The organism is Armatimonadota bacterium (genome assembly GCA_031459855.1).
Classification (GTDB): Bacteria; Sysuimicrobiota; Sysuimicrobiia; order Sysuimicrobiales; family Humicultoraceae; genus Fervidifonticultor; species Fervidifonticultor primus.
Window position 1 is genome coordinate 3,135,905 of record JAVKHP010000001.1, and the last position, 18,234, is coordinate 3,154,138.

Consider the following 18,234-nt stretch of genomic DNA (forward strand, 5'->3'; position numbering starts at 1 on the left):
GGCCTACCTGAAGCGCACCAACAGCACCGCCCCAGCGACCACCAGCGCGGCGGCCACGGCGTCGGCCGGGCGCCAGCGCAGTTCGCGCATACGCGTCCGCGGAGCCCCCGCCGTGTAACACCGCGCTTCCATGGCCAGCGCCAGTTCCTCCGAGCGGCGGAACGCGGAGTGCAGGAGCGGGACCACCACGGGCACCAGGGCCTGCGCGCGGCGTAGCAGCGGGCCCTGGCCGAACTCGGCGCCGCGGGCCATCTGCGCTTTGAGGATCCGCTCGGTCTCCTCCAGCAACGTGGGGACGAAGCGCAGGGCGATCGTGGTCATCATGGCCAGCTCGTGTCCGGGCACGCCGACCCGTCGCAGCGGACCTACCAGCCACGCGATGCCGTCGGCCAGCTCCACCGAGGACGTGGTGAAGGTCAACAGGGACGCCAGCGCGACCACGAGCAGCAGGCGGCCGGCGGCCAGGGCGCCGGCGCGCAGGCCCTCGGCCGTAGCCACCAGCGGGCCCAGGGTGACCACCGGCGTCGCCTCCTCACCGCCGGTAAAGAACGCGTTGAGCACGACGGCCAGCGCCAGGAGCGCCGCCAGTGGCCGCAGCCCCCGTGTGGCGAAGCCCAGGGGGATCCGCCCCACCACCAGCAGCCCGCCCAGCGCCAGGGCCACCGCACCCAACGCCGCGAACGATCCTGTCAGGAACAGCGCCACCGACATGACCCCCACGGCCAGGATCTTGGTGCGCGGGTCCAGCCGGTGGAGTGCGGAGTCCCCCGGCACGTACTGCCCCAGCGGCACCGCGCTACGGATCTCCACGGCTCGCTCCTCCCAGCGCACGCCCGATGGCGCGCCGGGCGTCGGGCAGCGTCAGGGCCTCGGCCACCGGCACGCCGAGGGCCCGCAGGCGGCGGGTCAGCCGCGCGGCCACCGGCAGGTCGAGCCCCAGCCGCCGCACCTCCTCCTCGCGGGCAAAGACGTCGCCCACGGAGCCCGCGAGCGCGACCGTGCCGTCGCGCAACACCACCACCCGCTGCGCGAGCTCCGCGACGTCGTCCATGTGGTGGGTGACCAGCACCACGGTCTGCCCCCGGCGGTGGAGGTCGCGCAGGATCCGGCGGATCTCCCCTCGCCCCTGGCCGTCGAGGCCCGCCGTCGGCTCGTCGAGGACCAGCACTGCGGGCCGCATGGCCAGGACGCCGGCCAGCGCCACCCGCCGCATCTCGCCGCCAGACAGCGCAAACGGCGAGCGATCCGCGAACCGCTCGGGGGGAAGCCCAACCAGGCCGAGCGCCTCCTCGACGGCCTCGGCGACCGCCGCGGGCGTCCACCCGAGGTTGCGCGGGCCGAACGCCACGTCCCGCGCCACGGTCTCTTCGAAGAGCTGGTACTCCGGAAACTGGAACACGAGCCCGACCAGGCGCCGCGCGGCACGGCGATCGGCCCGCGGCGCCCAGAGGTCCTGGCCGGCCACGAGCACGCGTCCCGCGGTCGGCCGCAACAGGCCGTTGAAATGCTGGATCAACGTGGACTTGCCCGAGCCGGTGGGGCCCAGGATGGCGACGAACTCTCCCCGGGCGATCTGCAGGGACACGCCCCGTAGCGCCGGAGCCTCCATGGGCGTGCCGCGTAGGTAGGTGTAGTGGACCTCCTCGCAGGCGACGAGTGGCTCAGCCATCGCGCGGGGGCCGGTGGGGGGACAACGCGGCCAGCGCGGCGACCAGCCGATCCTCGGTGTGGATCCCCGGCGGCACGGGCAGCCCATCGGCGCGCAACCAGGCCGCCAGCTGGGCCACGGGCGGCGCCGCCAGCCCGGGCCGTCCGCGCTCGGCCAGGCGGTCGAAGACCTCCGCCGGGGGACCGTCCTCCATGATGCGTCCGGCCTCGAGGACCAGGATCCGGTCGGCGTCGGCCAGGTCCTCAAGCGCGTGGGAGATCATCACCACCGTGAGGCCGTGCTCGCGATGCAGGGCCCGGACCACGCGCAGGACCTCCGCACGTCCCTCCGGGTCCAGCATGGTGGTCGGCTCGTCGAGTACCAGGCACTCCGGCCGCATGGCCAGCACGCCGGCCAGCGCCACGCGCTGCTTCTGGCCGCCCGACAGCGCATGGGGCGCGTGCCGGCGGTAGGCTGTCATGCCCACGGCCTCCAGGGCCCACTCCACGCGACGGCGGATCTCCGCGGGCGGGAGGCCCAGGTTCTCCGGGCCGAAGGCCACGTCTTCCTCGACCACCGTCGCCACGAGCTGGTTGTCGGGGTTCTGGAAGACCATGCCCACACGGCGGCGAATGGCCGGGACAGCGTGGCGGTCCCGCGTGTCCAGCCCGCTCACCCGCACCACGCCCGCGGTCGGCACCAGGAGGGCGTTGAAGTGCTTCGCCAGGGTTGACTTGCCGGAGCCGTTGCCGCCCACGATGCCCACGTACTCGCCCCGGCGAATCACGCACGACAGGCCGTCGAGGGCGACGACGGCCTGGGGGGTCTCGGGATGGTAGACGTACCGGAGGTCGGTGGCCTCGAGCAGCAGCTCGCCCACGCGCGGGGCTACTTCACGAGCTCGACCAGCGCCATCTCCGCGCCGTCGCCCCGCCGGGGCCCCAGCTTGACCACCCGCGTATACCCGCCGCGACCGGCCTGATAGCGGGGCACGATCTCGCGAAACAGCCGCTTGAGGACCTTGGGGTCGGTGAGGAAGCGCCGGACCTGGCGCCGGGCGTGCACGTCGTTGGCCAGGGCCGTGGCGATCAGGCTATCGGCGATCTTCTTGGTCTCCTTGGCGCGGGCGTCGGTGGTGCGGATCCGCTCGTGCAGGATCAACCCGCCCACCAGGTCCCGGAACAGCGCCCGACGCTCCCCGGTATCGCGCCCCAGCTTGCGCCGTTTGGCTCCCAACCCCATCGCCCGTCGCCCCCTACGGCTGCTCCGGCTGGCGCAGGCTCAGACCGTGCGCCGCCAGCTTCTCCTTGACCTCGTCCAGCGACTTGCGCCCGAAGTTCTTGACCGCCACGATCTCGTCCTCGGTCTTCTTCACCAGGTCGCCCACCGTGTGGATGCCGGCGCGCTTGAGGCAGTTGTAGGGGCGCACCGACAGGTCGAGCTCCTCGATGGGCATGGCCAGCAGCCGGGCCCGCTCGGGATCCTCGGGGCCCCCGAAGGGCGCGCCGGCGCCGGTCTCGTCGGCGATGGCGGCGAACAGCCGGAAGTGGTCGATGAGGATCCGGCTCGCCTCCTGCAGCGCTTCCTCGGGCCGCACCGACCCATCGGTCCAGATCTCGAGCACCAGGCGGTCCAGGTCGGTGGCGTGCCCCACCCGCGTGTCCTCCACCACGTAGTTCACCTTGCGGACCGGCGAGAAGATGGAGTCCACGGGGATGACGCCGATGACGTGCTCGCTCCGGCGATGGCGCTCGGCGGGGACGTAGCCCTTGCCCCGCTCCACCACGATCTCCATGGCCAGCCGGGCGTCCCGGCGGTCCAGCGTCGCCAGGTGCAGCCCGGGATTGACGATCTCCACCTCGGGATCGGGCTGGATGTCCGCTGCCGTGACGTCCCGCTTGCCGTGCACGTCGAGGCGCAGGAGCTTGGGCTTGTCGGTGTACAGCCGCAGCGTGAGCTCCTTCAGGTTGAGGATGATCTGCGTCACGTCCTCGACCACGCCCGGAATGGTGGAGAACTCGTGCAGCACCCCGTCGATCTTGACCGACGTGACCGCCGCGCCCGAGATGGACGACAGGAGCACGCGGCGCAACGCGTTGCCCACCGTCACGCCGAACCCCCGGTCGAGCGGTTCCACCACGAACTTCCCGTAGGTATCCGAGAGCTCGGCGTACTCGACCTTGGGGGTCGGTGCCTCCCACAGCGTACCCACACTCATGATCTCCAGACCTCCCGATCGGCCACCCGACCCACCAGCAGCCGCCCGTCCGTGCGCCGCGGGGCGCCAGCGGGCGCGCCGCAGCGGTGCGGGCGACGGTCAGCGCGAGTAGTACTCCACGATCAACTGCTCCTGCACCGGCACGTCGATCTCTTCCCGGGCCGGCAGGGCCAGCACGCGCCCCGTCAGGCGCGCGGGATCGAACTCCAGCCACGACGGCGGTCGGCGACCGGGCAGGGACGCCAGCTCCTTCATGCGCGGGGGCATGGCCGCCGGCGCGCTGGGCCCCACCACCTGGCCGGGCCGCAGCTGGTACGACGGGATCGTCACCCGACGCCCGTCCACGGCGATGTGGCCGTGGACGACCAGCTGCCGCGCTTCCTTCCGGGACGCCGCGAAGCCCAGGCGGTAGACGACGTTGTCCAGGCGCGTCTCCAGCAGCTGCAGCAACCGGGTCCCGGTGACGCCCTTGGCCTTGGCGGCACGCTCGAAGTAGTTCTTAAACTGCGTCTCCAGCAGCCCGTAGATCCGGCGCAGCTTCTGCTTCTCGCGCAGACGGACGCCGAACTCGCTGAGCTTCCGGCGTGACACGCCGTGCATCCCGGGCGGCTGGGGGCGCTTGTGCACCGGGCACTTCTCCGTGTAACACTTCTCGCCCTTGAGGTAGAGCTTCATGCCCTCGCGCCGGCAGAGCCGACAGACCGAGCCCGTGTACCGTCCCATGCGTGCCTCCTCGCTCCTACACCCGTCGCCGCTTCGGCGGCCGGCACCCGTTGTGCGGCACGGGCGTCACGTCCCGGATGAGGCTCACCTCGAGCCCGGCGGCTTGCAGCGACCGGATCGCCGCCTCCCGCCCGGCCCCGGGCCCCCGCACCAGCACCTCGATCTGGCGCACCCCGTGCTCCATCGCCTTGCGTGCTGCCGCCTCCGCCGCCAGGCTCGCCGCGAACGGCGTGCCCTTGCGGGACCCCTTGAAGCCCACGGTGCCGGCGCTGGCCCACGCCACCACGTTCCCGCGCGGGTCGGTGATGGTCACGATGGTGTTGTTGAAGCTCGAGCGAATGTGGGCCACGCCCGCCGGCACGTTCTTGCGCTCACGCCGCCGCGTCTTCCCGCCCTTGGTCGCCATGGCCGCCCCCCGGCTACGCCTTGGGCGCCGGCGCCGCGGCCTTCCGCCGCACGCCGACGGTCTTCCGGGGCCCCTTGCGGGTCCGGGCGTTGGTCCGTGTCCGCTGGCCCCGGACCGGCAGGCCGCGCTTGTGCCGCAGGCCTCGGTAGCACCCGATCTCGATCAGACGCCGGATGTTCATGGCCACCTCGCGGCGCAGGTCGCCCTCGACCTTGTAGTGGCGCTCGATGTACTCCCGCAGGCGCGTCACCTCGTCCTCGGCGAGGTTGCGCACCCGGGTGTCGGGGTTGATCCCCGTCGCCTGGCAGATGGCCCGCGCCCGGCTGGGGCCGATGCCGTAGATGTAGGGCAGCGCCGCCTCGATGCGCTTGTCACGTGGCAGGTCGACACCTGCGATCCGTGCCATGGTGGCCTCCTATCCCTGCTTCTGCTTGTGCTTGGGGTTCTCGCAGATCACGAGCACCCGTCGTCCCCGCTTGACGATCTTGCACTTCTCGCACATGCGCCGTACCGATGCGCGCACCTTCATGGCCCACGCCTCCTGCGCCTCCCGCCCCCGCCTCCACCGCCGGGGCACGCGCCACGTCTGGGGGATCGGCGTCGCACCGCCATCCCCTCCTAGCGATACCGGTACGTGATCCGTCCCCGGGTCGGATCGTACGGCGAGAGCTCCACCTTCACGCGGTCGCCGGGCAGGATGCGGATGAAGTGGATGCGCATCTTGCCCGAGATGTGCGCCAGCACCTTGTGCCCGCTGGCCAGCTGCACCCGGAACATGGCATTGGGCAGCACCTCGGTGACCGTGCCCTCGACCTCGATCGCGTCCTGCTTGGTCATGCCCCCTCCTGTGGGGTCGCCAGCGCCTGCCGCAACTCCTCGTCGGTGGCCGGCGCGCCCGCCCGCAGCCGGTCCGCCAGCGGGACCGCCGGCCCGTGCACCACCAGGTGCTTGACGTTCTTGCGCTTGGGCCGGGCCCAGGTGCGCTTCCGCCCATCGGCCACCAGCACCATGTCGTTGCCCGCCGCCGCGATCACCACGTACCGGTCGCCGGCGTCGCGGCCGGCGCGCGAGGTCACCACCATCCCAACGAGGTCTCCTGCCGCAGGCTTCCCCACGCTACCCACAATCGACTAGTATATGGCGCCGGTGCCATCGCGTCCAGCGTCCGGATCCAGCGTCAGGATCTCGGCACCCTCCCGCGTCACCGCCACGGTGTGCTCCGCGTGGGCGGCCAGAGAGCCGTCGCGGGTGCGCACGGTCCAGCCGTCGGCGTCGATGCTCACGTCGGGACTGCCCAGGGTCACCATGGGCTCGATGGCCAGGGTCATGCCCACCACCAGGCGCGGCCCGGTCCCGGGGCGGCCGACGTTGGGCACCTGCGGCTCCTCGTGCAGGTGCCGTCCGATCCCATGGCCGGCGAACTCGCGGACCGCCGCGCACCCGGCCGCCTCGATGACCGTCTGGATGGCCCACCCCACGTCGCCGATCGTCGCGCCCGGGCGGACCTGGGCGATGCCGCGAGCCAGCGCCTGCTCCGCCGTGTCGATCAGGCGGCGGACGTGGGGAGCCACCTGGCCGACGGGGAGGGTGCGGGCGACGTCGGCGTGAAAGCCGTGCAGGTAGACGCCCAGGTCGATCGAGACGATCTCCCCTTCCCGGAGCACGCGCGGACCGGGGATCCCGTGCACCACCTCGTCGTTGACCGAGGTGCAGATGCTCGCCGGAAACCCCCGGTAGTCCTTGAACGACGGCACCCCGCCCGCACCGCGGATGAAGGCCTCCGCGATCCGGTCGAGCTCCCCGGTGGTCACGCCCGGCGCCACGGCCGCGGCCACCGCCCGCAGCGCCCGGGCCGCCAGTCGCCCCGCCTCGCGCATCCGCGCGATCTGGTCCGGCGTCTTGAGCACGATGGTCCGGGACGCCTTCACGGCCGTACCCGGAGACCCAACAGCGCCAGCAGGCGCCGGTAGGTGGTCTCGATGTCGTCGTCGGCGGCCAGTTCGGCGTACAGGCCGCGGGCCCGGTAGAACGCCAGCAGGGGCTCCGTCTGTTCCCGGTAGACCTCGAGCCGCCGCCGGACGGTGGCGGGGGCGTCGTCCTCCCGCTGGAGCAGGACACTGCCGTCTACGTCGCACCGGCCCGGCACCCGCGGGGGACTCGAGTAGACGTTGTAGATGTGGCCGGCGGCCTGGCAGACCCGGCGGCCCGAGAGCCGCCGGATCAACGTCTCCTCGCTGGCCCGGAAGTAGACCGCCCGGTCGAGGGTGCGCCCCAGCCCGGTCAGCACCGCCTCCAGGGCCTCGGCCTGCGCCAGCGTCCGGGGGAAGCCGTCCAGGACGAACCCGGCGGCGGCATCGGGCTGCTGCAGGCGCTCGGCCACCAGGCCGATCATCACCGCATCGGGCACCAGCTCGCCGCGTTGCACGTACTGCGCTGCCTCCCGACCCAGCGCGGACCCCGCCGCGATGGCCGCCCGCAACATGTCGCCGGTGGAGATCTGCGGCCACCCCTCCCGTTCGTGCAGCAGCCGTGCCTGGGTGCCCTTCCCGGCACCGGGCGGACCCAGGAAGATCAGGCGCATCGGCGGGTCACTTCATGAACCCTTCGTAGTGGCGCATCAGCACGTAGGCTTCGAGCTGCTTCATCGTCTCGAGGGCCACACCCACCACGATCAGCAGCGACGTGCCCGCCAGGTACAGGGTGAGGACGCCGGTGCCCCGGGCCAGGTAGACGGGCAGGATGGCGATGAGCGCCAGCACCAGGGCCCCCACGAAGGTCAGACGCTCGGTCACCCGTGCCAGGTAGTCGCTGGTCGGGCGGCCCGGCCGGATGCCCGGGATGAACCCGCCGTACTTCTTGATGTTGTTGGCCACGTCGTTGGGGTCGAACGAGACCGCGGTGTAGAAGTACGTGAACACGATGATCAGCACGAAGTACAACAGGTCGCCCAGCGGCTGGCCCGGGAGGATCTTCTGGCTGTTGGCCCGCAGCCACTCCCACCGGGAGAACTGGGCGATGGTGCCGGGGAACTGCAGCACCGACACCGCGAAGATGATGGGGATGACGCCGGCCTGAATGAGGCGCATCGGCAGGTGGGTGGACTGGCCGCCGTACACCCGGCGGCCGACCACCCGCTTGGCGTACTGCACCGGGATCTTCCGCACGGCCGAGGTGATCAGCACCACGGCCACGATGCTGGCCAGGATCACCAGGACGTCCAGGACGAACTGGTACCACGCGACCTCGCCGGCCCGGACCAGGGTGAGCGTCTGCGCCGTCTGCGCGGGCAGCCGGGCGACGATGCCGCCGAAGATGATGAGGGAGACGCCGTTGCCCACGCCGTACTCGGTCATGATCTCGCCCATCCAGGTGAGCAGCATCGTGCCGGCCACGAGGGTGACGAGGATCGTGGCCAGGACCAGCGGCCGGGCCTCGGGGATCGCGCCCTGGCTCTGGATCAGGTAGATCTGGCCGATGCCCTGGATCACGGCGAGCACGACGGTCAGGTACCGCGTGTACATGCCGAGCTGCCGGCGGCCCGCCTCGCCCTCCTCGGTGGCCATCTCCTTGAGCCGGGGGAACACCACCTGGAGGAGGCTGAAGATGATGGACGCCGTGATGTAGGGGAAGACGCCCAGCGCGAAGATGGCGAAGTTCGACAGCGCGCCGCCCACGAACAGGTCGAGGAAGCTGAACAGACTGCCGCGCTGGCGGAACAGGCTCTCGATGGCGGCCACGTTGACCCCGGGCACCGGGAGGTGGGCACCCAACCGGTACAGCGCCAGCATCACCGCCGTGAACAGCAGGCGGCGGCGCAGGTCCGGGATGCGCAGCGGATTGGAGAGCGAGCGCACCTGCATCATCGCCGCACGAGCTCCACGCGGCCGCCAGCGGCCTCGATCGCCTGGCGGGCGCCGGCAGAGACCGCGTGCACCCGCACCGTGAGCGGGTGCAGGAGCCGCCCGGTGGCCAGGATCTTCACCGGTCCCCGGCCGACGAGCCCGGCCCCTCGCAGCACCTCAGGGGTCACCTCGGTGCCCGCGGGAAACCGGTTGAGGTCGCCGAGGCCCACCTCGTGCACGGGCGGGCGCGGCTTCCCGCCCGTCATGTTGCTCCCGGCACCCCGCACGCCGCGGCGAAACGGCAGCCGCTTGACCAGCGGCGTCTGGCCGCCTTCGAAGCCCGGGCGGGGACCACGCCCCGCGCGGGCCTTCTGCCCCTTGCGCCCGCGCCCGGCATAGGCGCCGCGGCCGGAGCCGAGCCCCCGGCCGACGCGGCGTCGACGGCGCCGTGCGCCCTGCGCTGGCTTCAGCGTTGTGATGTCCATCGTCCCCACTCCTCCGGGCCCTCCGGTCCGGACACCCCCGGTTACCCCCGGCGGACGGCCAGCTCCACCGGCCGGCCCCGCAAGCGCCCGACCTCCTCTGGCAGCCGCAGCTGCTCCAGGCCGTCGAGGGTCGCGCGGGCGACGTTGATGGGGTTGGTCGACCCCAGCACCTTCGTCAGGATGTCCTTGATGCCGGCAGCCTCGAGGATGGCGCGCACCGCCCCCGCCGCGATCACGCCGGTTCCCGGCGCCGCCGGCTTCAACAGCACCGAGGACGCTCCGAACTCCCCCACCACCTCGTGGGGAATGGTGGTCCCCAGACGCCGAACGTGCATCAGGTGCTTCTTGGCGTCCTCGACCCCCTTGCGAATGGCATCGGGCACCTCGGCCGCCTTGCCCAGACCCACGCCCACATGGCCGTTCTCGTCGCCGATCACCACCAGGGCGCTGAAGTTGAACCGCTTGGCCCCCTTGGTCACCTTCGCGACCCGATTGATGAAGACCGCCTTCTCGAACGAGAGGTTCACCGTCGATGGATCGATCCGCTGCGACACGCGTCTCCTCCCGTCTCGCTCAGAACTGCAGGCCCGCAGCCCGGGCACCATCAGCCAGGGCCTTCACCCGACCGTGGAACTTGTACCCGCCCCGGTCGAACACCACGCGCTGAATGCCCCGGGCCAGCGCCCGCTGCGCCAGCACCTGGCCGACGGCCACCGCCGCCTCGGTCTTCGTCTTGCCGGCCACGAGCCCCCGCACCTCGGGATCCAGGGTGGACGCGGCCACCAGGGTCCGGCCGGTGGTATCGTCGATGAGCTGCGCGTAGATCTGCTTGAGGCTCCGAAACACCGACAGGCGCGGCCGCGCCGGCGTGCCGCGCACCCGCGCCCGAATGCGCAGGTGACGACGCTTGCGCAGCGCATTGCGGTCAGCACGGATCAACATGACGGTCCTCTCCTGGGCGCATCCGCTAGGCCTTGCCCACGGCGCGGCCGGCCTTCCCGGGCTTGAGCCGCAGCCGCTCCCCGGCGTAGCGAATGCCCTTCCCTTTGTAGGGGTCGGGGGGACGAATCGCCCGGAGCCGGGCCGCTACCTGGCCGACCAGCTCCTTGTCGGCGCCCGTGACCACCAGGCGGGTGGGCTGGGGGACGTCGACCTCCACGCCCGGCGGCGGCGTGAACTCCACCGGATGCGAAAACCCCACCTGGAGCGTCACGGCCCGCCCGTGCTTGGCGGCCCGGTAGCCCACCCCGACGATCTCCAGCTCGACGCGATAGCCCTCCACCACGCCCTTGACCATGTTGGCGATCAACGCGCGGGTGAGCCCGTGGAGCGCACGGTGCTGCCGGTGGTCGCTCGGGCGCGCCACCGTGACCTGCTGGTCCGCCACGGCCACGCGCATCTCCGGGTGCACCTGACGGGTCAGCGTCCCCTTGGGGCCCGTGACGGCCACGGTGCGCCCCGAGACCGTCACGGTCACGCCCTGGGGCACCGCGATGGGCAGACGGCCGATGCGCGACATCTCCGTTCCTCCTACCACACGTAGCAGATGACCTCGCCGCCGACGCCGCGGCGCCGTGCCTCACGGTCGGTCATCACGCCCTGGGACGTGGACAGGATCGCGATCCCCAGCCCCCGGCGCACGGCCGGGACCTCGTGGCGCTTGGCGTAGACCCGGAGTCCCGGCCGGCTGACCCGTCGTACCCCGGTGAGCACCTGCTCGCGGCGCGGCCCGTAGCGCAGCTGCAGCCGCAGCTGCGGCTGCGGCGGACGGTCGATCACCTGGAAGTCGGCGATGAACCCCTCGGCCTTCAGAATCCGCGCGATCTCCACCTTCATCCGGCTCGCCGGCACGACGACGTGGTCGTGCCGTGCCGCGTTGGCGTTGCGCAGCCGCGTCAGCATGTCGGCAATCGTGTCGGTCACCACACCACCCACGGGCGCCCTCCTACCAGCTCGCCTTCACCATGCCGGGGATCTCGCCCCGGTACGCCAGCTGCCGCAGGCAGATGCGGCACAGCCCGAACCGGCGAAAGACCGCGCGGGGGCGTCCGCACCGCAGGCAGCGGGTGTACCGCCGCACCGGGAACTTGGGATCGCGCTTCCACTTCTCGAGCATCGCTTTCTTGGGCACGTCAGGCTCCCTTCTCCCCATCGGGGCCGCTCCCCGCCTCGCGCAGCGGCAGCCCCAGCAGGCGCAACAGCTCCCGGGCCTCCTCGTCGGTCTGGGCCGTGGTCACCACGGTGATGTCCATGCCCCGGATCTTGTCGACCTTGTCGTAGTCGATCTCCGGGAAGATCAGCTGCTCCCTGATCCCCAGGTTCAGGTTCCCGCGGCCATCGAAGGCACGTTCGGAGACGCCCTTGAAGTCCTTGATGCGGGGCAACGCGATCGAGAACAGCTTGTCGAGGAAGTCGTACATCCGGTCGCCCCGCAACGTGACCTTGGCGCCGATGGGCATGCCCTGCCGCAGTTTGAACGCCGCGATCGACCGGCGCGCCCGGGTGACCACCGGCCGCTGGCCGGCGATCGCCGTCAGTTCCTCCACGGCCTTGTCGATCTGCCGGGGGTCCTGGACTGCGGCGCCCACGCGCATGTTGATCACGACCTTCTCGACCTTCGGCACCTGCATGACGTTGCGGTACTGGAACCGCGCACGCAGGTGCGGCACCACCTCGGTCCGGTACCGCTCCTTGAGCCTCGCTGCCATCGCGCTCCTCGCCTCGCCCTACGTGTCGAGTTGCTCCCCGCAGCGCTTGCAGTAGCGCACCCGGCTGCCGTCGCCGAGCACGCGGCGGCCCATGCGGCTCGCCTCCCCGCATCGGGCACACACCACCATCAGCCGCGCCACGGGCAGCGGCGCCTCCTTCTCGACGATCCCGCCCTGGGGCACCTTCCGGTTGGGCTTCACGTGGCGCTTGACGACGTTCACACCCTCCACGATGGCAGCCCACCGGTCGGGGAGCACCCGGAGGACCCTGCCCCGCTTGCCGCGGTACTTGCCCGCCAGGACCTCCACCATGTCGCCCTTCCGGAGGTGCAGCCGCGGGCGCCCCTGGCCAACCATGCGCGTCCCCTCCCGCCCCCTACAGGACCTCGGGGGCCAGTGACACGATCTTCATGAAGTGCTTCTCGCGCAGCTCCCGCGCCACCGGGCCGAAGATCCGGGTCCCGCGGGGGTTCTGCGCGTCCGAGAGCAGGACGGCGGCGTTGTCGTCGAACCGGATGTACGACCCATCCGGACGCCGCAGCTCCTTGCGGGTGCGCACGATCACCGCGCGCACCACCTCGCCCTTCTTGATCGGGCTGTTGGGAATCGCCTGTTTCACCGACGCCACGATGACGTCACCCACCGTGCCGTACCGGCGGTGGGAGCCGCCGAGCACCCGAATGCACAGCAGTTCCCGGGCGCCGGTGTTGTCCGCCACCTTGAGACGGGTCTGCTGCTGGATCATGTCGTCCTCCTACCCCTGGGCCCGGCGCACGACCTCGACGACCCGCCAGCGCTTCTCCCGGGACAGCGGCCGGGTCTCCATGATCCGCACCAGGTCGCCCACCCGGGCCACCTGGCCCTCGTCGTGGGCCTTCACCCGCCGGGTCCGCCGGATCGTCTTCTTGTAGAGCGGATGCCGGGTGACGGTCTCCAGCTCCACCACCACGGTCTTCTGCATCTTGTCGCTGGTCACCACGCCCAGGTGCGTCTTCCGTCTGCCACGCGCCGTCATGCCTCGCCTCCGCCCGGTCGGCACCGTCAGGTCCGCTCGCCGCGTTCGTGCAGCACGGTCCGAAGCCGCGCCACCTCCCGGCGCAGTTCCCGGATCCGCCCGGTGTTGCGCTGCTGCGAGATCTTGACGCGCAGCGCGAACAGCTCCCGCTGGGTGTCCTCGAGCCGCTTGCGCAGCTCGGCCACCGACAGCTCCCGCAGCGCCCGCGCCTTCATCCCTCAGGCCTCCACCCGTCGCACGAACTTCGTATCGATGGGCAGCTTGTGCGACGCCAGCTCCATCGCTTCCCGCGCCTGGTCCTCGGGCACGCCGGCCAGCTCGAACAGGATGCGGCCCGGGCGCACGACGGCCACCCAGAACTCGGGGTTGCCCTTCCCGCCGCCCATCCGGGTCTCCGCGGGCTTCTTGGTGACCGGCTTGTCCGGGAAGACCCGAATCCACAGCTTGCCGCCCCGCCGGATGTACCGGGTGATGACGCGGCGCGCAGCCTCCAGCTGCGCGCTCGTCACCCAGCCCGGCGCCAGCGCCTGCAGGCCGTACTCCCCGAAGGCCACCGTCGAGCCGGCGTAGGCCTTGCCGGCCATGGTGCCCCGATGGGCCTTCCTATACTTGGTGCGCTTGGGCATCAACATCCGTGCCCTGCCTCCTGACCGTCACCGCCGGCGTGCGCGTCGGAATGACCACCGGCCCCCCGGCCCCGCTCACGGGTGCCGGCGCCCCGGCAGCCTCCTGCCGCGGCGCGCGGCGCACCTCGGCCTCGCGCCGTCCCTCGGGCAGCACGTCGCCCCGGTAGATCCAGACCTTGACCCCGATCCGCCCGTAGGTCGTCAACGCCTCGGCCACGCCGAAATCGATGTCGGCGCGCAGCGTGTGCAGGGGGACGCGCCCCTCGCGGTACCACTCGTAGCGGGCGATCTCCGCGCCCGCGAGTCGACCGCTGCAGGCGATGCGGATGCCCTTGGCACCCGCCCGCAGGCTACGCTGCACGGCCTGCTTCATCGCCCGCCGGTACGCGATGCGCCGCTCCAGCTGCTGGGCCACGTTCTCGGCCACCAGCTGCGCCTCCAGCTCGGGGCGCCGTACCTCGTTGACCGACAGCAGGATCTGGCGGCCCGTGGCGGCCTCCAGCTCCTTCTTCAGGGCGTCGATGCCCGTCCCGCCGCGGCCGATGATGATCCCCGGCCGGGCCGAGTGGATGATGACCCGCACACGGTTGGCGGCGCGCTCGATCTCGACCCGCGAGATCCCCGCGCGGTGGAGCTTCTGCTTGATCAGGGTGCGGATCTGCTGGTCCTCCGCGATGAGCGCCGCCATGTCCTTGGCGTACCAGCGCGACTCCCAGTCGCGGATGATCCCGACCCGCAGCCCGATGGGATTGACCTTCTGGCCCACGTGTTCCCCTCCGCCTCAGCGGGCCGCCCGCTCGCCGACCACGATGGTGATGTGGCTCGACCGGCGCGCCGCGATGTCCGCCCGCCCCCGCGCCCGCGGGACCAGCCGCTTGATGGCCGGCCCGCGGTCGGCGTACGCCCGCGCCACCACCAGGTCGTCGGGGTCGAGCTCGTAGGTGTTCTCGGCGTTGGCCACCGCCGACTTCAGCACCTTGCCCACCGTCCGGGGCAGGGGGCCCCGGAGGGCCTGCAGCCGTGCCGCAGCCTCGCGCACCGGCAGCCCCCGCAGGCCTGCCAGCACCCGCCGGACCTTCCGGGGCGAGACGCGCACGTAGCGCGCAGTTGCCTTGACCTCCATCGCGCTCCTCCCCGCGCCTACTTCAACGCCGTGGACCGCTCGGTGTGGGCGCCGTGCCCGCGGAACGTGCGCGTCGGCGCGAACTCACCCAGCTTGTGGCCGACCATCTGCTCGGTGACGTAGATCGGCACGTGCTTGCGTCCGTCGTACACGGCGATGGTGTGCCCGACGAACTCCGGCAGGATCGTCGACCGCCGGGACCATGTCTTGATCACGCGCCGCTCGCGCGCGCGATTCAGCGCCCGCACCTTCTCCAGCAGGTGCTCGTCCACGAACGGCCCTTTCTTCCGTGAGCGTCCCATGACGTGTTCCGCGCCCCCTTGCGCTCCCCGCCTAGCGACGTCGCTTCACGATCAGCGCGTCGCTGCGCTTGCGCTTGCGGGTCTTGGCGCCCAGCGTCGGCTTGCCCCACGGGCTGACCGGACCGGGCATGCCGATCGGGGACCGCCCCTCGCCGCCGCCGTGCGGGTGGCTGGCCGGGTCCATGGCGACACCGCGCACCGTGGGCCGCCAGCCCAGCCACCGCTTGCGCCCGGCCTTGCCGAGCTTGATGGCCTCGTGCTCGACGTTGCCGACCTGACCCACCGTCGCGCGGCAGTCGAGGTGCACGAGTCGCACTTCCCCCGAGGGCAGCCGCAGGTGCGCGTACTCGCCCTCCTTGGCCATGATCTGCGCCCCGGCACCCGCGGCGCGCACGATCTGCCCGCCCCGCTTGGGTTGCAGCTCCACGTTGTGCACCACGGTGCCCACGGGAATGGCCCGCAGGGGCAGGGCGTTCCCCGGCCGGATGTCGGCGTCGGGCCCCGAGGTGACCACGTCGCCCACCTTGAGGCCCACCGGCGCCAGGATGTACCGCTTCTCGCCGTCGGCGTAGTGCACCAGGGCCAGCCGCGCCGAGCGGTTCGGGTCGTACTCGATGGCCGCCACGCGGCCCACCACGCCGTCCTTGTCGCGCTTGAAGTCCACCACGCGGTACCGCCGCTTGTGGCCACCGCCCCGGTGGCGGACCGTCACCCGGCCCTGGTTGTTCCGCCCCGCGGACTTCTTCAACGGCTGCACCAGCGACCGCTCGGGGGTCCGCTTGGTGATCTCGTCGAACGTGGCCACCGTCATGAAGCGTCGGCCTGGTGTCGTGGGAGTGAACGTCTTGATGCCCATGGCCGTCCTCCCGGGCCCTACGTCAGGCTCTCCAGATCGATCTTGGCGCCGGGGGCGAGCGTGACGATCGCCTTCCGCATGCCGGGGGTGGTGTAGACGTGGCGTCCCCGCCGCCGCGTGCGCCCCCGGAGGTTCATGATGTTGACCTTGCGCACCTTGACCGCAAACAGGGCCTCCACGGCCTGGCGGACGGCGATCTTCGTGGCGCCCGGCGCCACCTCGAAGGTGTACTTGCCGGCCTCCGTGCCCCGGAGGCTCTTCTCGGTCATGATCGGACGCCGCACGATCTCCCAGGGGTTCACGACGCCAGCACCTCCTGCAGCTCCGCCAGCGCCGCCTGCGTGATCAGGATCGGCTTCGGGAGCAACAGCGCGCGGATCGTCAGCCGCCGGGCCGCCACCACCCGCACCCCGCGCAGGTTGGCGGCTGCCCGCGCCAGGCCGGTGTCGGCTGCGCCCGTGATCAGCACGGCGCCGCTGGCGGCGCCTGCGGTCTGCAGCAGCCGCGCGGCCAGGGCCGTCCGCTGCACCGACGCCTCGGGCGGCCCCTGCACCACCGTGACGCGGCCTGCCTGCGCCTGTGCCGATAGGGCCGCGCACAGCGCCAGGGTGCGCTCGCGGCGGTTGAGCTTCCGGTGGTAGTCGCGCGGCCGCGGCCCGAAGACGATCCCCCCGCCCGTCCACAGCGGCGACCGCCGGCTGCCGTGACGGGCCCGGCCGGTGCCCTTCTGCCGCCAGGGCTTGCGGCCACCGCCGCGCACCTCGCCGCGCGTCTTCGTGGCGTGCGTCCCCCGCCGGACGTTGCCGTGTTCGATCACCAGCGCCTGGTGCAGCAGCGGCCGATGCGGTCGGAGCCCGAAGATCGCGGCGGGGAGCTCCACCTCGCCGGTGCGCGTGCCGGTGACGTCCACTGCGGGCGCCTTGACCATCGCAGGCCCTCCTACGCTGTCCGGACCACGAGCAGCGCCCCCCGGGTGCCCGGCACCGCGCCGCGCACCAGCAGGAGGTTGCGCGCGGGGTCGACCCGCACGACCCGCAGGTGCCGCACCGTCACCCGGGCCCGCCCGTGGCGTCCCGGCATGCGCTTGCCGGGAAACACCCGCGCCACGTTCGACGATCCGATGGAGCCCACGGCCCGGTGCATCAGGGACACCCCGTGGGAGTCGCGCTGGCCGCCGAAGCCGTGCCGCTTCATGGCCCCGGCAAACCCGCGGCCGATGCTGGTGCCCGTCACGTTCACCAGCTGGCCCGGCTGGAACTCCGCCACCGTGATGGTCTGGCCGACCTCGACCGGGTGGGCGGGCGGTGGCAGCTCCCGGATGATGCGGTGAGTCGGCAGCTTGCGCCGGGCGAAGACGCCCCGCTGCGGCTTGGACACGCGGCGCTCGGGCACGGGCTCGAACGCCACGCGCACCGCTGCGTAGCCGTCGCGTTCGGGGGTGCACTGGTCCACGACCACGCAGGGACCCGCCTCGATGACGGTGACCGCCACGCTGCGGCCCTGCTCGTCGAACACGCGGGTCATACCCAGTTTCCGCCCGAGAATCGCCGCCATTGGTCCTGACCCCTACAGCTTGATCTCGATGTCCACCCCGGCCGGGAGGTCGAGGTGCATCAGCTCGTCCACGGTCTTCTGCGTGGGCTCGAGGATATCGATCAGGCGCCGATGGGTCCGGATCTCGAAGTGCTCCATCGACTCCTTATCGATATGGGGGGAGCGAATCACGCAGTAGACGTTCCGATTGGTCGGCAGCGGCACCGGACCCGACACCCGCGCGCCGGACTTGCGCACGACGGTGACGATCTTCTCCGCGGACTGGTCCAGCACGCGGTGGTCGAACGCCTTGAGCTTGATCCGGATCTTCTGCGCGACCGCCATGGCTAGTCGATCACCTTGGTGACGACGCCGGCGCCCACGGTGCGCCCTCCCTCCCGGATCGCAAACCGCAGCCCCTCCTCCAGCGCCACCGGCGTGATCAGCTTCACCCGCATCGTCACGTTGTCCCCCGGCATCACCATCTCCACCCCGCTGGGCAGCACAATGTCCCCCGTCACGTCCGTCGTCCGAAAGTAGAACTGCGGCCGGTACCCCGTGAAGAACGGCGTGTGCCGCCCCCCCTCCTCCTTCGTCAGCACGTACACCTCCGCCTCAAACTCCGTGTGCGGCTTGATCGTCCCCGGCTTCGCCAGCACCATCCCCCGCTCCACTTCGTCCTTCTCCACCCCCCGCAGCAGCACCCCAATGTTGTCCCCCGCCAGCGCCTCCTCCAGCGTCTTCCGAAA

Annotated in this window: 34 protein-coding genes and 1 pseudogene; all 35 read right to left on the reverse strand. The window is 71.7% G+C overall.

Annotated features, from left to right (window positions below):
- Positions 1–3: 3 nt before the first annotated feature.
- Positions 4–810 carry an energy-coupling factor transporter transmembrane protein EcfT gene (locus tag QN157_14480; protein MDR7556794.1) on the reverse strand — a complete coding sequence of 269 codons (807 nt, stop codon included), beginning with the start codon at positions 808–810 and terminating at the stop codon, positions 4–6.
- Positions 797–1,669 carry an energy-coupling factor transporter ATPase gene (locus QN157_14485; GenBank protein ID MDR7556795.1) on the reverse strand — a complete coding sequence of 291 codons (873 nt, stop codon included), beginning with the start codon at positions 1,667–1,669 and terminating at the stop codon, positions 797–799. The genes QN157_14480 and QN157_14485 overlap by 14 nt, the downstream gene beginning before the upstream one ends.
- Complete coding sequence (locus QN157_14490) at positions 1,662–2,528, reverse strand: energy-coupling factor transporter ATPase (GenBank protein MDR7556796.1); 867 nt, start codon at positions 2,526–2,528, stop codon at positions 1,662–1,664. Before QN157_14490 ends, QN157_14485 begins: the two co-directional genes overlap by 8 nt.
- Before the next feature lie 8 nt (positions 2,529–2,536).
- Positions 2,537–2,890 carry a 50S ribosomal protein L17 gene (rplQ, locus tag QN157_14495; protein MDR7556797.1) on the reverse strand — a complete coding sequence of 118 codons (354 nt, stop codon included), beginning with the start codon at positions 2,888–2,890 and terminating at the stop codon, positions 2,537–2,539.
- A gap of 13 nt (positions 2,891–2,903) precedes the next feature.
- On the reverse strand, positions 2,904–3,866 hold the full coding sequence (locus QN157_14500; protein MDR7556798.1) for a DNA-directed RNA polymerase subunit alpha: 963 nt from the start codon (positions 3,864–3,866) through the stop codon (positions 2,904–2,906).
- 99 nt (positions 3,867–3,965) lie between these two features.
- Entirely contained in the window at positions 3,966–4,589 is a 624-nt protein-coding gene (rpsD, locus tag QN157_14505) for a 30S ribosomal protein S4 (GenBank protein MDR7556799.1), read from the reverse strand.
- A gap of 16 nt (positions 4,590–4,605) precedes the next feature.
- A complete protein-coding gene (gene rpsK, locus QN157_14510) occupies positions 4,606–4,995 on the reverse strand; it encodes a 30S ribosomal protein S11 (protein MDR7556800.1) in 390 nt (129 codons plus the stop codon).
- Between the two features lie 13 nt (positions 4,996–5,008).
- The gene (gene rpsM, locus QN157_14515) at positions 5,009–5,401 is read right to left on the reverse strand and encodes a 30S ribosomal protein S13 (protein ID MDR7556801.1); all 393 of its coding nucleotides are present in this window, start codon (positions 5,399–5,401) and stop codon (positions 5,009–5,011) included.
- Between the two features lie 9 nt (positions 5,402–5,410).
- Entirely contained in the window at positions 5,411–5,524 is a 114-nt protein-coding gene (gene rpmJ, locus QN157_14520) for a 50S ribosomal protein L36 (protein ID MDR7556802.1), read from the reverse strand.
- Positions 5,525–5,613: 89 nt separating this feature from the next.
- Positions 5,614–5,832 carry a translation initiation factor IF-1 gene (infA, locus tag QN157_14525; protein ID MDR7556803.1) on the reverse strand — a complete coding sequence of 73 codons (219 nt, stop codon included), beginning with the start codon at positions 5,830–5,832 and terminating at the stop codon, positions 5,614–5,616.
- A complete protein-coding gene (locus QN157_14530) occupies positions 5,829–6,077 on the reverse strand; it encodes a KOW domain-containing RNA-binding protein (GenBank protein MDR7556804.1) in 249 nt (82 codons plus the stop codon). The genes infA and QN157_14530 overlap by 4 nt, the downstream gene beginning before the upstream one ends.
- Before the next feature lie 48 nt (positions 6,078–6,125).
- Entirely contained in the window at positions 6,126–6,923 is a 798-nt protein-coding gene (gene map, locus QN157_14535; protein MDR7556805.1) for a type I methionyl aminopeptidase, read from the reverse strand.
- Positions 6,920–7,576 carry an adenylate kinase gene (locus tag QN157_14540; GenBank protein ID MDR7556806.1) on the reverse strand — a complete coding sequence of 219 codons (657 nt, stop codon included), beginning with the start codon at positions 7,574–7,576 and terminating at the stop codon, positions 6,920–6,922. Before QN157_14540 ends, map begins: the two co-directional genes overlap by 4 nt.
- A 7-nt stretch (positions 7,577–7,583) precedes the next feature.
- Positions 7,584–8,858 carry a preprotein translocase subunit SecY gene (gene secY, locus QN157_14545; GenBank protein MDR7556807.1) on the reverse strand — a complete coding sequence of 425 codons (1,275 nt, stop codon included), beginning with the start codon at positions 8,856–8,858 and terminating at the stop codon, positions 7,584–7,586.
- Positions 8,855–9,322 carry a 50S ribosomal protein L15 gene (rplO, locus tag QN157_14550; protein MDR7556808.1) on the reverse strand — a complete coding sequence of 156 codons (468 nt, stop codon included), beginning with the start codon at positions 9,320–9,322 and terminating at the stop codon, positions 8,855–8,857. Before rplO ends, secY begins: the two co-directional genes overlap by 4 nt.
- A 41-nt stretch (positions 9,323–9,363) precedes the next feature.
- Complete coding sequence (rpsE, locus tag QN157_14555; GenBank protein ID MDR7556809.1) at positions 9,364–9,876, reverse strand: 30S ribosomal protein S5; 513 nt, start codon at positions 9,874–9,876, stop codon at positions 9,364–9,366.
- Positions 9,877–9,895: 19 nt separating this feature from the next.
- Positions 9,896–10,264 (reverse strand): 50S ribosomal protein L18, encoded by a 369-nt coding sequence (rplR, locus tag QN157_14560; protein ID MDR7556810.1) that lies wholly within the window; start codon positions 10,262–10,264, stop codon positions 9,896–9,898.
- 25 nt (positions 10,265–10,289) lie between these two features.
- Positions 10,290–10,841 carry a 50S ribosomal protein L6 gene (gene rplF / locus QN157_14565; GenBank protein MDR7556811.1) on the reverse strand — a complete coding sequence of 184 codons (552 nt, stop codon included), beginning with the start codon at positions 10,839–10,841 and terminating at the stop codon, positions 10,290–10,292.
- Between the two features lie 11 nt (positions 10,842–10,852).
- The gene (gene rpsH / locus QN157_14570; protein ID MDR7556812.1) at positions 10,853–11,245 is read right to left on the reverse strand and encodes a 30S ribosomal protein S8; all 393 of its coding nucleotides are present in this window, start codon (positions 11,243–11,245) and stop codon (positions 10,853–10,855) included.
- Positions 11,246–11,267: 22 nt separating this feature from the next.
- Complete coding sequence (locus QN157_14575; protein MDR7556813.1) at positions 11,268–11,453, reverse strand: type Z 30S ribosomal protein S14; 186 nt, start codon at positions 11,451–11,453, stop codon at positions 11,268–11,270.
- Between the two features lies 1 nt (position 11,454).
- The gene (gene rplE / locus QN157_14580; protein MDR7556814.1) at positions 11,455–12,030 is read right to left on the reverse strand and encodes a 50S ribosomal protein L5; all 576 of its coding nucleotides are present in this window, start codon (positions 12,028–12,030) and stop codon (positions 11,455–11,457) included.
- Between the two features lie 18 nt (positions 12,031–12,048).
- Positions 12,049–12,387: a 50S ribosomal protein L24 gene (rplX, locus tag QN157_14585; protein ID MDR7556815.1), complete on the reverse strand. Its 339-nt coding sequence runs from the start codon at positions 12,385–12,387 to the stop codon at positions 12,049–12,051.
- Between the two features lie 19 nt (positions 12,388–12,406).
- Positions 12,407–12,775: a 50S ribosomal protein L14 gene (gene rplN, locus QN157_14590; GenBank protein MDR7556816.1), complete on the reverse strand. Its 369-nt coding sequence runs from the start codon at positions 12,773–12,775 to the stop codon at positions 12,407–12,409.
- Positions 12,776–12,784: 9 nt separating this feature from the next.
- Positions 12,785–13,075, reverse strand: coding sequence for a 30S ribosomal protein S17 (gene rpsQ, locus QN157_14595; GenBank protein MDR7556817.1), 291 nt, complete (start codon positions 13,073–13,075; stop codon positions 12,785–12,787).
- On the reverse strand, positions 13,072–13,260 hold the full coding sequence (gene rpmC, locus QN157_14600; GenBank protein ID MDR7556818.1) for a 50S ribosomal protein L29: 189 nt from the start codon (positions 13,258–13,260) through the stop codon (positions 13,072–13,074). Before rpmC ends, rpsQ begins: the two co-directional genes overlap by 4 nt.
- 3 nt (positions 13,261–13,263) lie before the next feature.
- A complete protein-coding gene (rplP, locus tag QN157_14605; protein ID MDR7556819.1) occupies positions 13,264–13,677 on the reverse strand; it encodes a 50S ribosomal protein L16 in 414 nt (137 codons plus the stop codon).
- 127 nt (positions 13,678–13,804) lie between these two features.
- Positions 13,805–14,437 (reverse strand): annotated as a pseudogene (rpsC, locus tag QN157_14610) (30S ribosomal protein S3).
- Between the two features lie 15 nt (positions 14,438–14,452).
- Complete coding sequence (rplV, locus tag QN157_14615) at positions 14,453–14,794, reverse strand: 50S ribosomal protein L22 (protein MDR7556820.1); 342 nt, start codon at positions 14,792–14,794, stop codon at positions 14,453–14,455.
- A 17-nt stretch (positions 14,795–14,811) separates the two neighbouring features.
- Complete coding sequence (rpsS, locus tag QN157_14620; GenBank protein MDR7556821.1) at positions 14,812–15,096, reverse strand: 30S ribosomal protein S19; 285 nt, start codon at positions 15,094–15,096, stop codon at positions 14,812–14,814.
- Positions 15,097–15,127: 31 nt separating this feature from the next.
- The gene (gene rplB, locus QN157_14625) at positions 15,128–15,952 is read right to left on the reverse strand and encodes a 50S ribosomal protein L2 (protein MDR7556822.1); all 825 of its coding nucleotides are present in this window, start codon (positions 15,950–15,952) and stop codon (positions 15,128–15,130) included.
- A 17-nt stretch (positions 15,953–15,969) separates the two neighbouring features.
- Entirely contained in the window at positions 15,970–16,254 is a 285-nt protein-coding gene (rplW, locus tag QN157_14630; GenBank protein MDR7556823.1) for a 50S ribosomal protein L23, read from the reverse strand.
- The gene (gene rplD / locus QN157_14635; protein MDR7556824.1) at positions 16,251–16,880 is read right to left on the reverse strand and encodes a 50S ribosomal protein L4; all 630 of its coding nucleotides are present in this window, start codon (positions 16,878–16,880) and stop codon (positions 16,251–16,253) included. The genes rplW and rplD overlap by 4 nt, the downstream gene beginning before the upstream one ends.
- A gap of 11 nt (positions 16,881–16,891) precedes the next feature.
- Positions 16,892–17,506, reverse strand: coding sequence for a 50S ribosomal protein L3 (gene rplC / locus QN157_14640; protein ID MDR7556825.1), 615 nt, complete (start codon positions 17,504–17,506; stop codon positions 16,892–16,894).
- 12 nt (positions 17,507–17,518) lie between these two features.
- Positions 17,519–17,830: a 30S ribosomal protein S10 gene (gene rpsJ / locus QN157_14645; protein MDR7556826.1), complete on the reverse strand. Its 312-nt coding sequence runs from the start codon at positions 17,828–17,830 to the stop codon at positions 17,519–17,521.
- 2 nt (positions 17,831–17,832) lie between these two features.
- Positions 17,833–18,234 (reverse strand): elongation factor Tu (tuf, locus tag QN157_14650; GenBank protein MDR7556827.1); only part of this gene is annotated, 402 nt, incomplete at its 5' end.

What these genes read in the sequence shown, in the direction of transcription:
- QN157_14485 (MDR7556795.1), bottom strand. Translation starts at nt 1,669, where the DNA reads ATGGCTGAGCCACTCGTCGCCTGCGAGGAGGTCCACTACACCTACCTA.
- rplQ (MDR7556797.1), bottom strand. Translation starts at nt 2,890, where the DNA reads ATGGGGTTGGGAGCCAAACGGCGCAAGCTGGGGCGCGATACCGGGGAG.
- QN157_14500 (MDR7556798.1), bottom strand. Translation starts at nt 3,866, where the DNA reads ATGAGTGTGGGTACGCTGTGGGAGGCACCGACCCCCAAGGTCGAGTAC.
- rpsD (MDR7556799.1), bottom strand. Translation starts at nt 4,589, where the DNA reads ATGGGACGGTACACGGGCTCGGTCTGTCGGCTCTGCCGGCGCGAGGGC.
- rpsK (MDR7556800.1), bottom strand. Translation starts at nt 4,995, where the DNA reads ATGGCGACCAAGGGCGGGAAGACGCGGCGGCGTGAGCGCAAGAACGTG.
- rpsM (MDR7556801.1), bottom strand. Translation starts at nt 5,401, where the DNA reads ATGGCACGGATCGCAGGTGTCGACCTGCCACGTGACAAGCGCATCGAG.
- rpmJ (MDR7556802.1), bottom strand. Translation starts at nt 5,524, where the DNA reads ATGAAGGTGCGCGCATCGGTACGGCGCATGTGCGAGAAGTGCAAGATC.
- infA (MDR7556803.1), bottom strand. Translation starts at nt 5,832, where the DNA reads ATGACCAAGCAGGACGCGATCGAGGTCGAGGGCACGGTCACCGAGGTG.
- QN157_14530 (MDR7556804.1), bottom strand. Translation starts at nt 6,077, where the DNA reads ATGGTGGTGACCTCGCGCGCCGGCCGCGACGCCGGCGACCGGTACGTG.
- QN157_14540 (MDR7556806.1), bottom strand. Translation starts at nt 7,576, where the DNA reads ATGCGCCTGATCTTCCTGGGTCCGCCCGGTGCCGGGAAGGGCACCCAG.
- secY (MDR7556807.1), bottom strand. Translation starts at nt 8,858, where the DNA reads ATGATGCAGGTGCGCTCGCTCTCCAATCCGCTGCGCATCCCGGACCTG.
- rplO (MDR7556808.1), bottom strand. Translation starts at nt 9,322, where the DNA reads ATGGACATCACAACGCTGAAGCCAGCGCAGGGCGCACGGCGCCGTCGA.
- rplR (MDR7556810.1), bottom strand. Translation starts at nt 10,264, where the DNA reads ATGTTGATCCGTGCTGACCGCAATGCGCTGCGCAAGCGTCGTCACCTG.
- rplF (MDR7556811.1), bottom strand. Translation starts at nt 10,841, where the DNA reads ATGTCGCGCATCGGCCGTCTGCCCATCGCGGTGCCCCAGGGCGTGACC.
- rplE (MDR7556814.1), bottom strand. Translation starts at nt 12,030, where the DNA reads ATGGCAGCGAGGCTCAAGGAGCGGTACCGGACCGAGGTGGTGCCGCAC.
- rplX (MDR7556815.1), bottom strand. Translation starts at nt 12,387, where the DNA reads ATGGTTGGCCAGGGGCGCCCGCGGCTGCACCTCCGGAAGGGCGACATG.
- rplN (MDR7556816.1), bottom strand. Translation starts at nt 12,775, where the DNA reads ATGATCCAGCAGCAGACCCGTCTCAAGGTGGCGGACAACACCGGCGCC.
- rpmC (MDR7556818.1), bottom strand. Translation starts at nt 13,260, where the DNA reads ATGAAGGCGCGGGCGCTGCGGGAGCTGTCGGTGGCCGAGCTGCGCAAG.
- rplP (MDR7556819.1), bottom strand. Translation starts at nt 13,677, where the DNA reads ATGTTGATGCCCAAGCGCACCAAGTATAGGAAGGCCCATCGGGGCACC.
- rplV (MDR7556820.1), bottom strand. Translation starts at nt 14,794, where the DNA reads ATGGAGGTCAAGGCAACTGCGCGCTACGTGCGCGTCTCGCCCCGGAAG.
- rpsS (MDR7556821.1), bottom strand. Translation starts at nt 15,096, where the DNA reads ATGGGACGCTCACGGAAGAAAGGGCCGTTCGTGGACGAGCACCTGCTG.
- rplB (MDR7556822.1), bottom strand. Translation starts at nt 15,952, where the DNA reads ATGGGCATCAAGACGTTCACTCCCACGACACCAGGCCGACGCTTCATG.
- rplD (MDR7556824.1), bottom strand. Translation starts at nt 16,880, where the DNA reads ATGGTCAAGGCGCCCGCAGTGGACGTCACCGGCACGCGCACCGGCGAG.
- rplC (MDR7556825.1), bottom strand. Translation starts at nt 17,506, where the DNA reads ATGGCGGCGATTCTCGGGCGGAAACTGGGTATGACCCGCGTGTTCGAC.
- rpsJ (MDR7556826.1), bottom strand. Translation starts at nt 17,830, where the DNA reads ATGGCGGTCGCGCAGAAGATCCGGATCAAGCTCAAGGCGTTCGACCAC.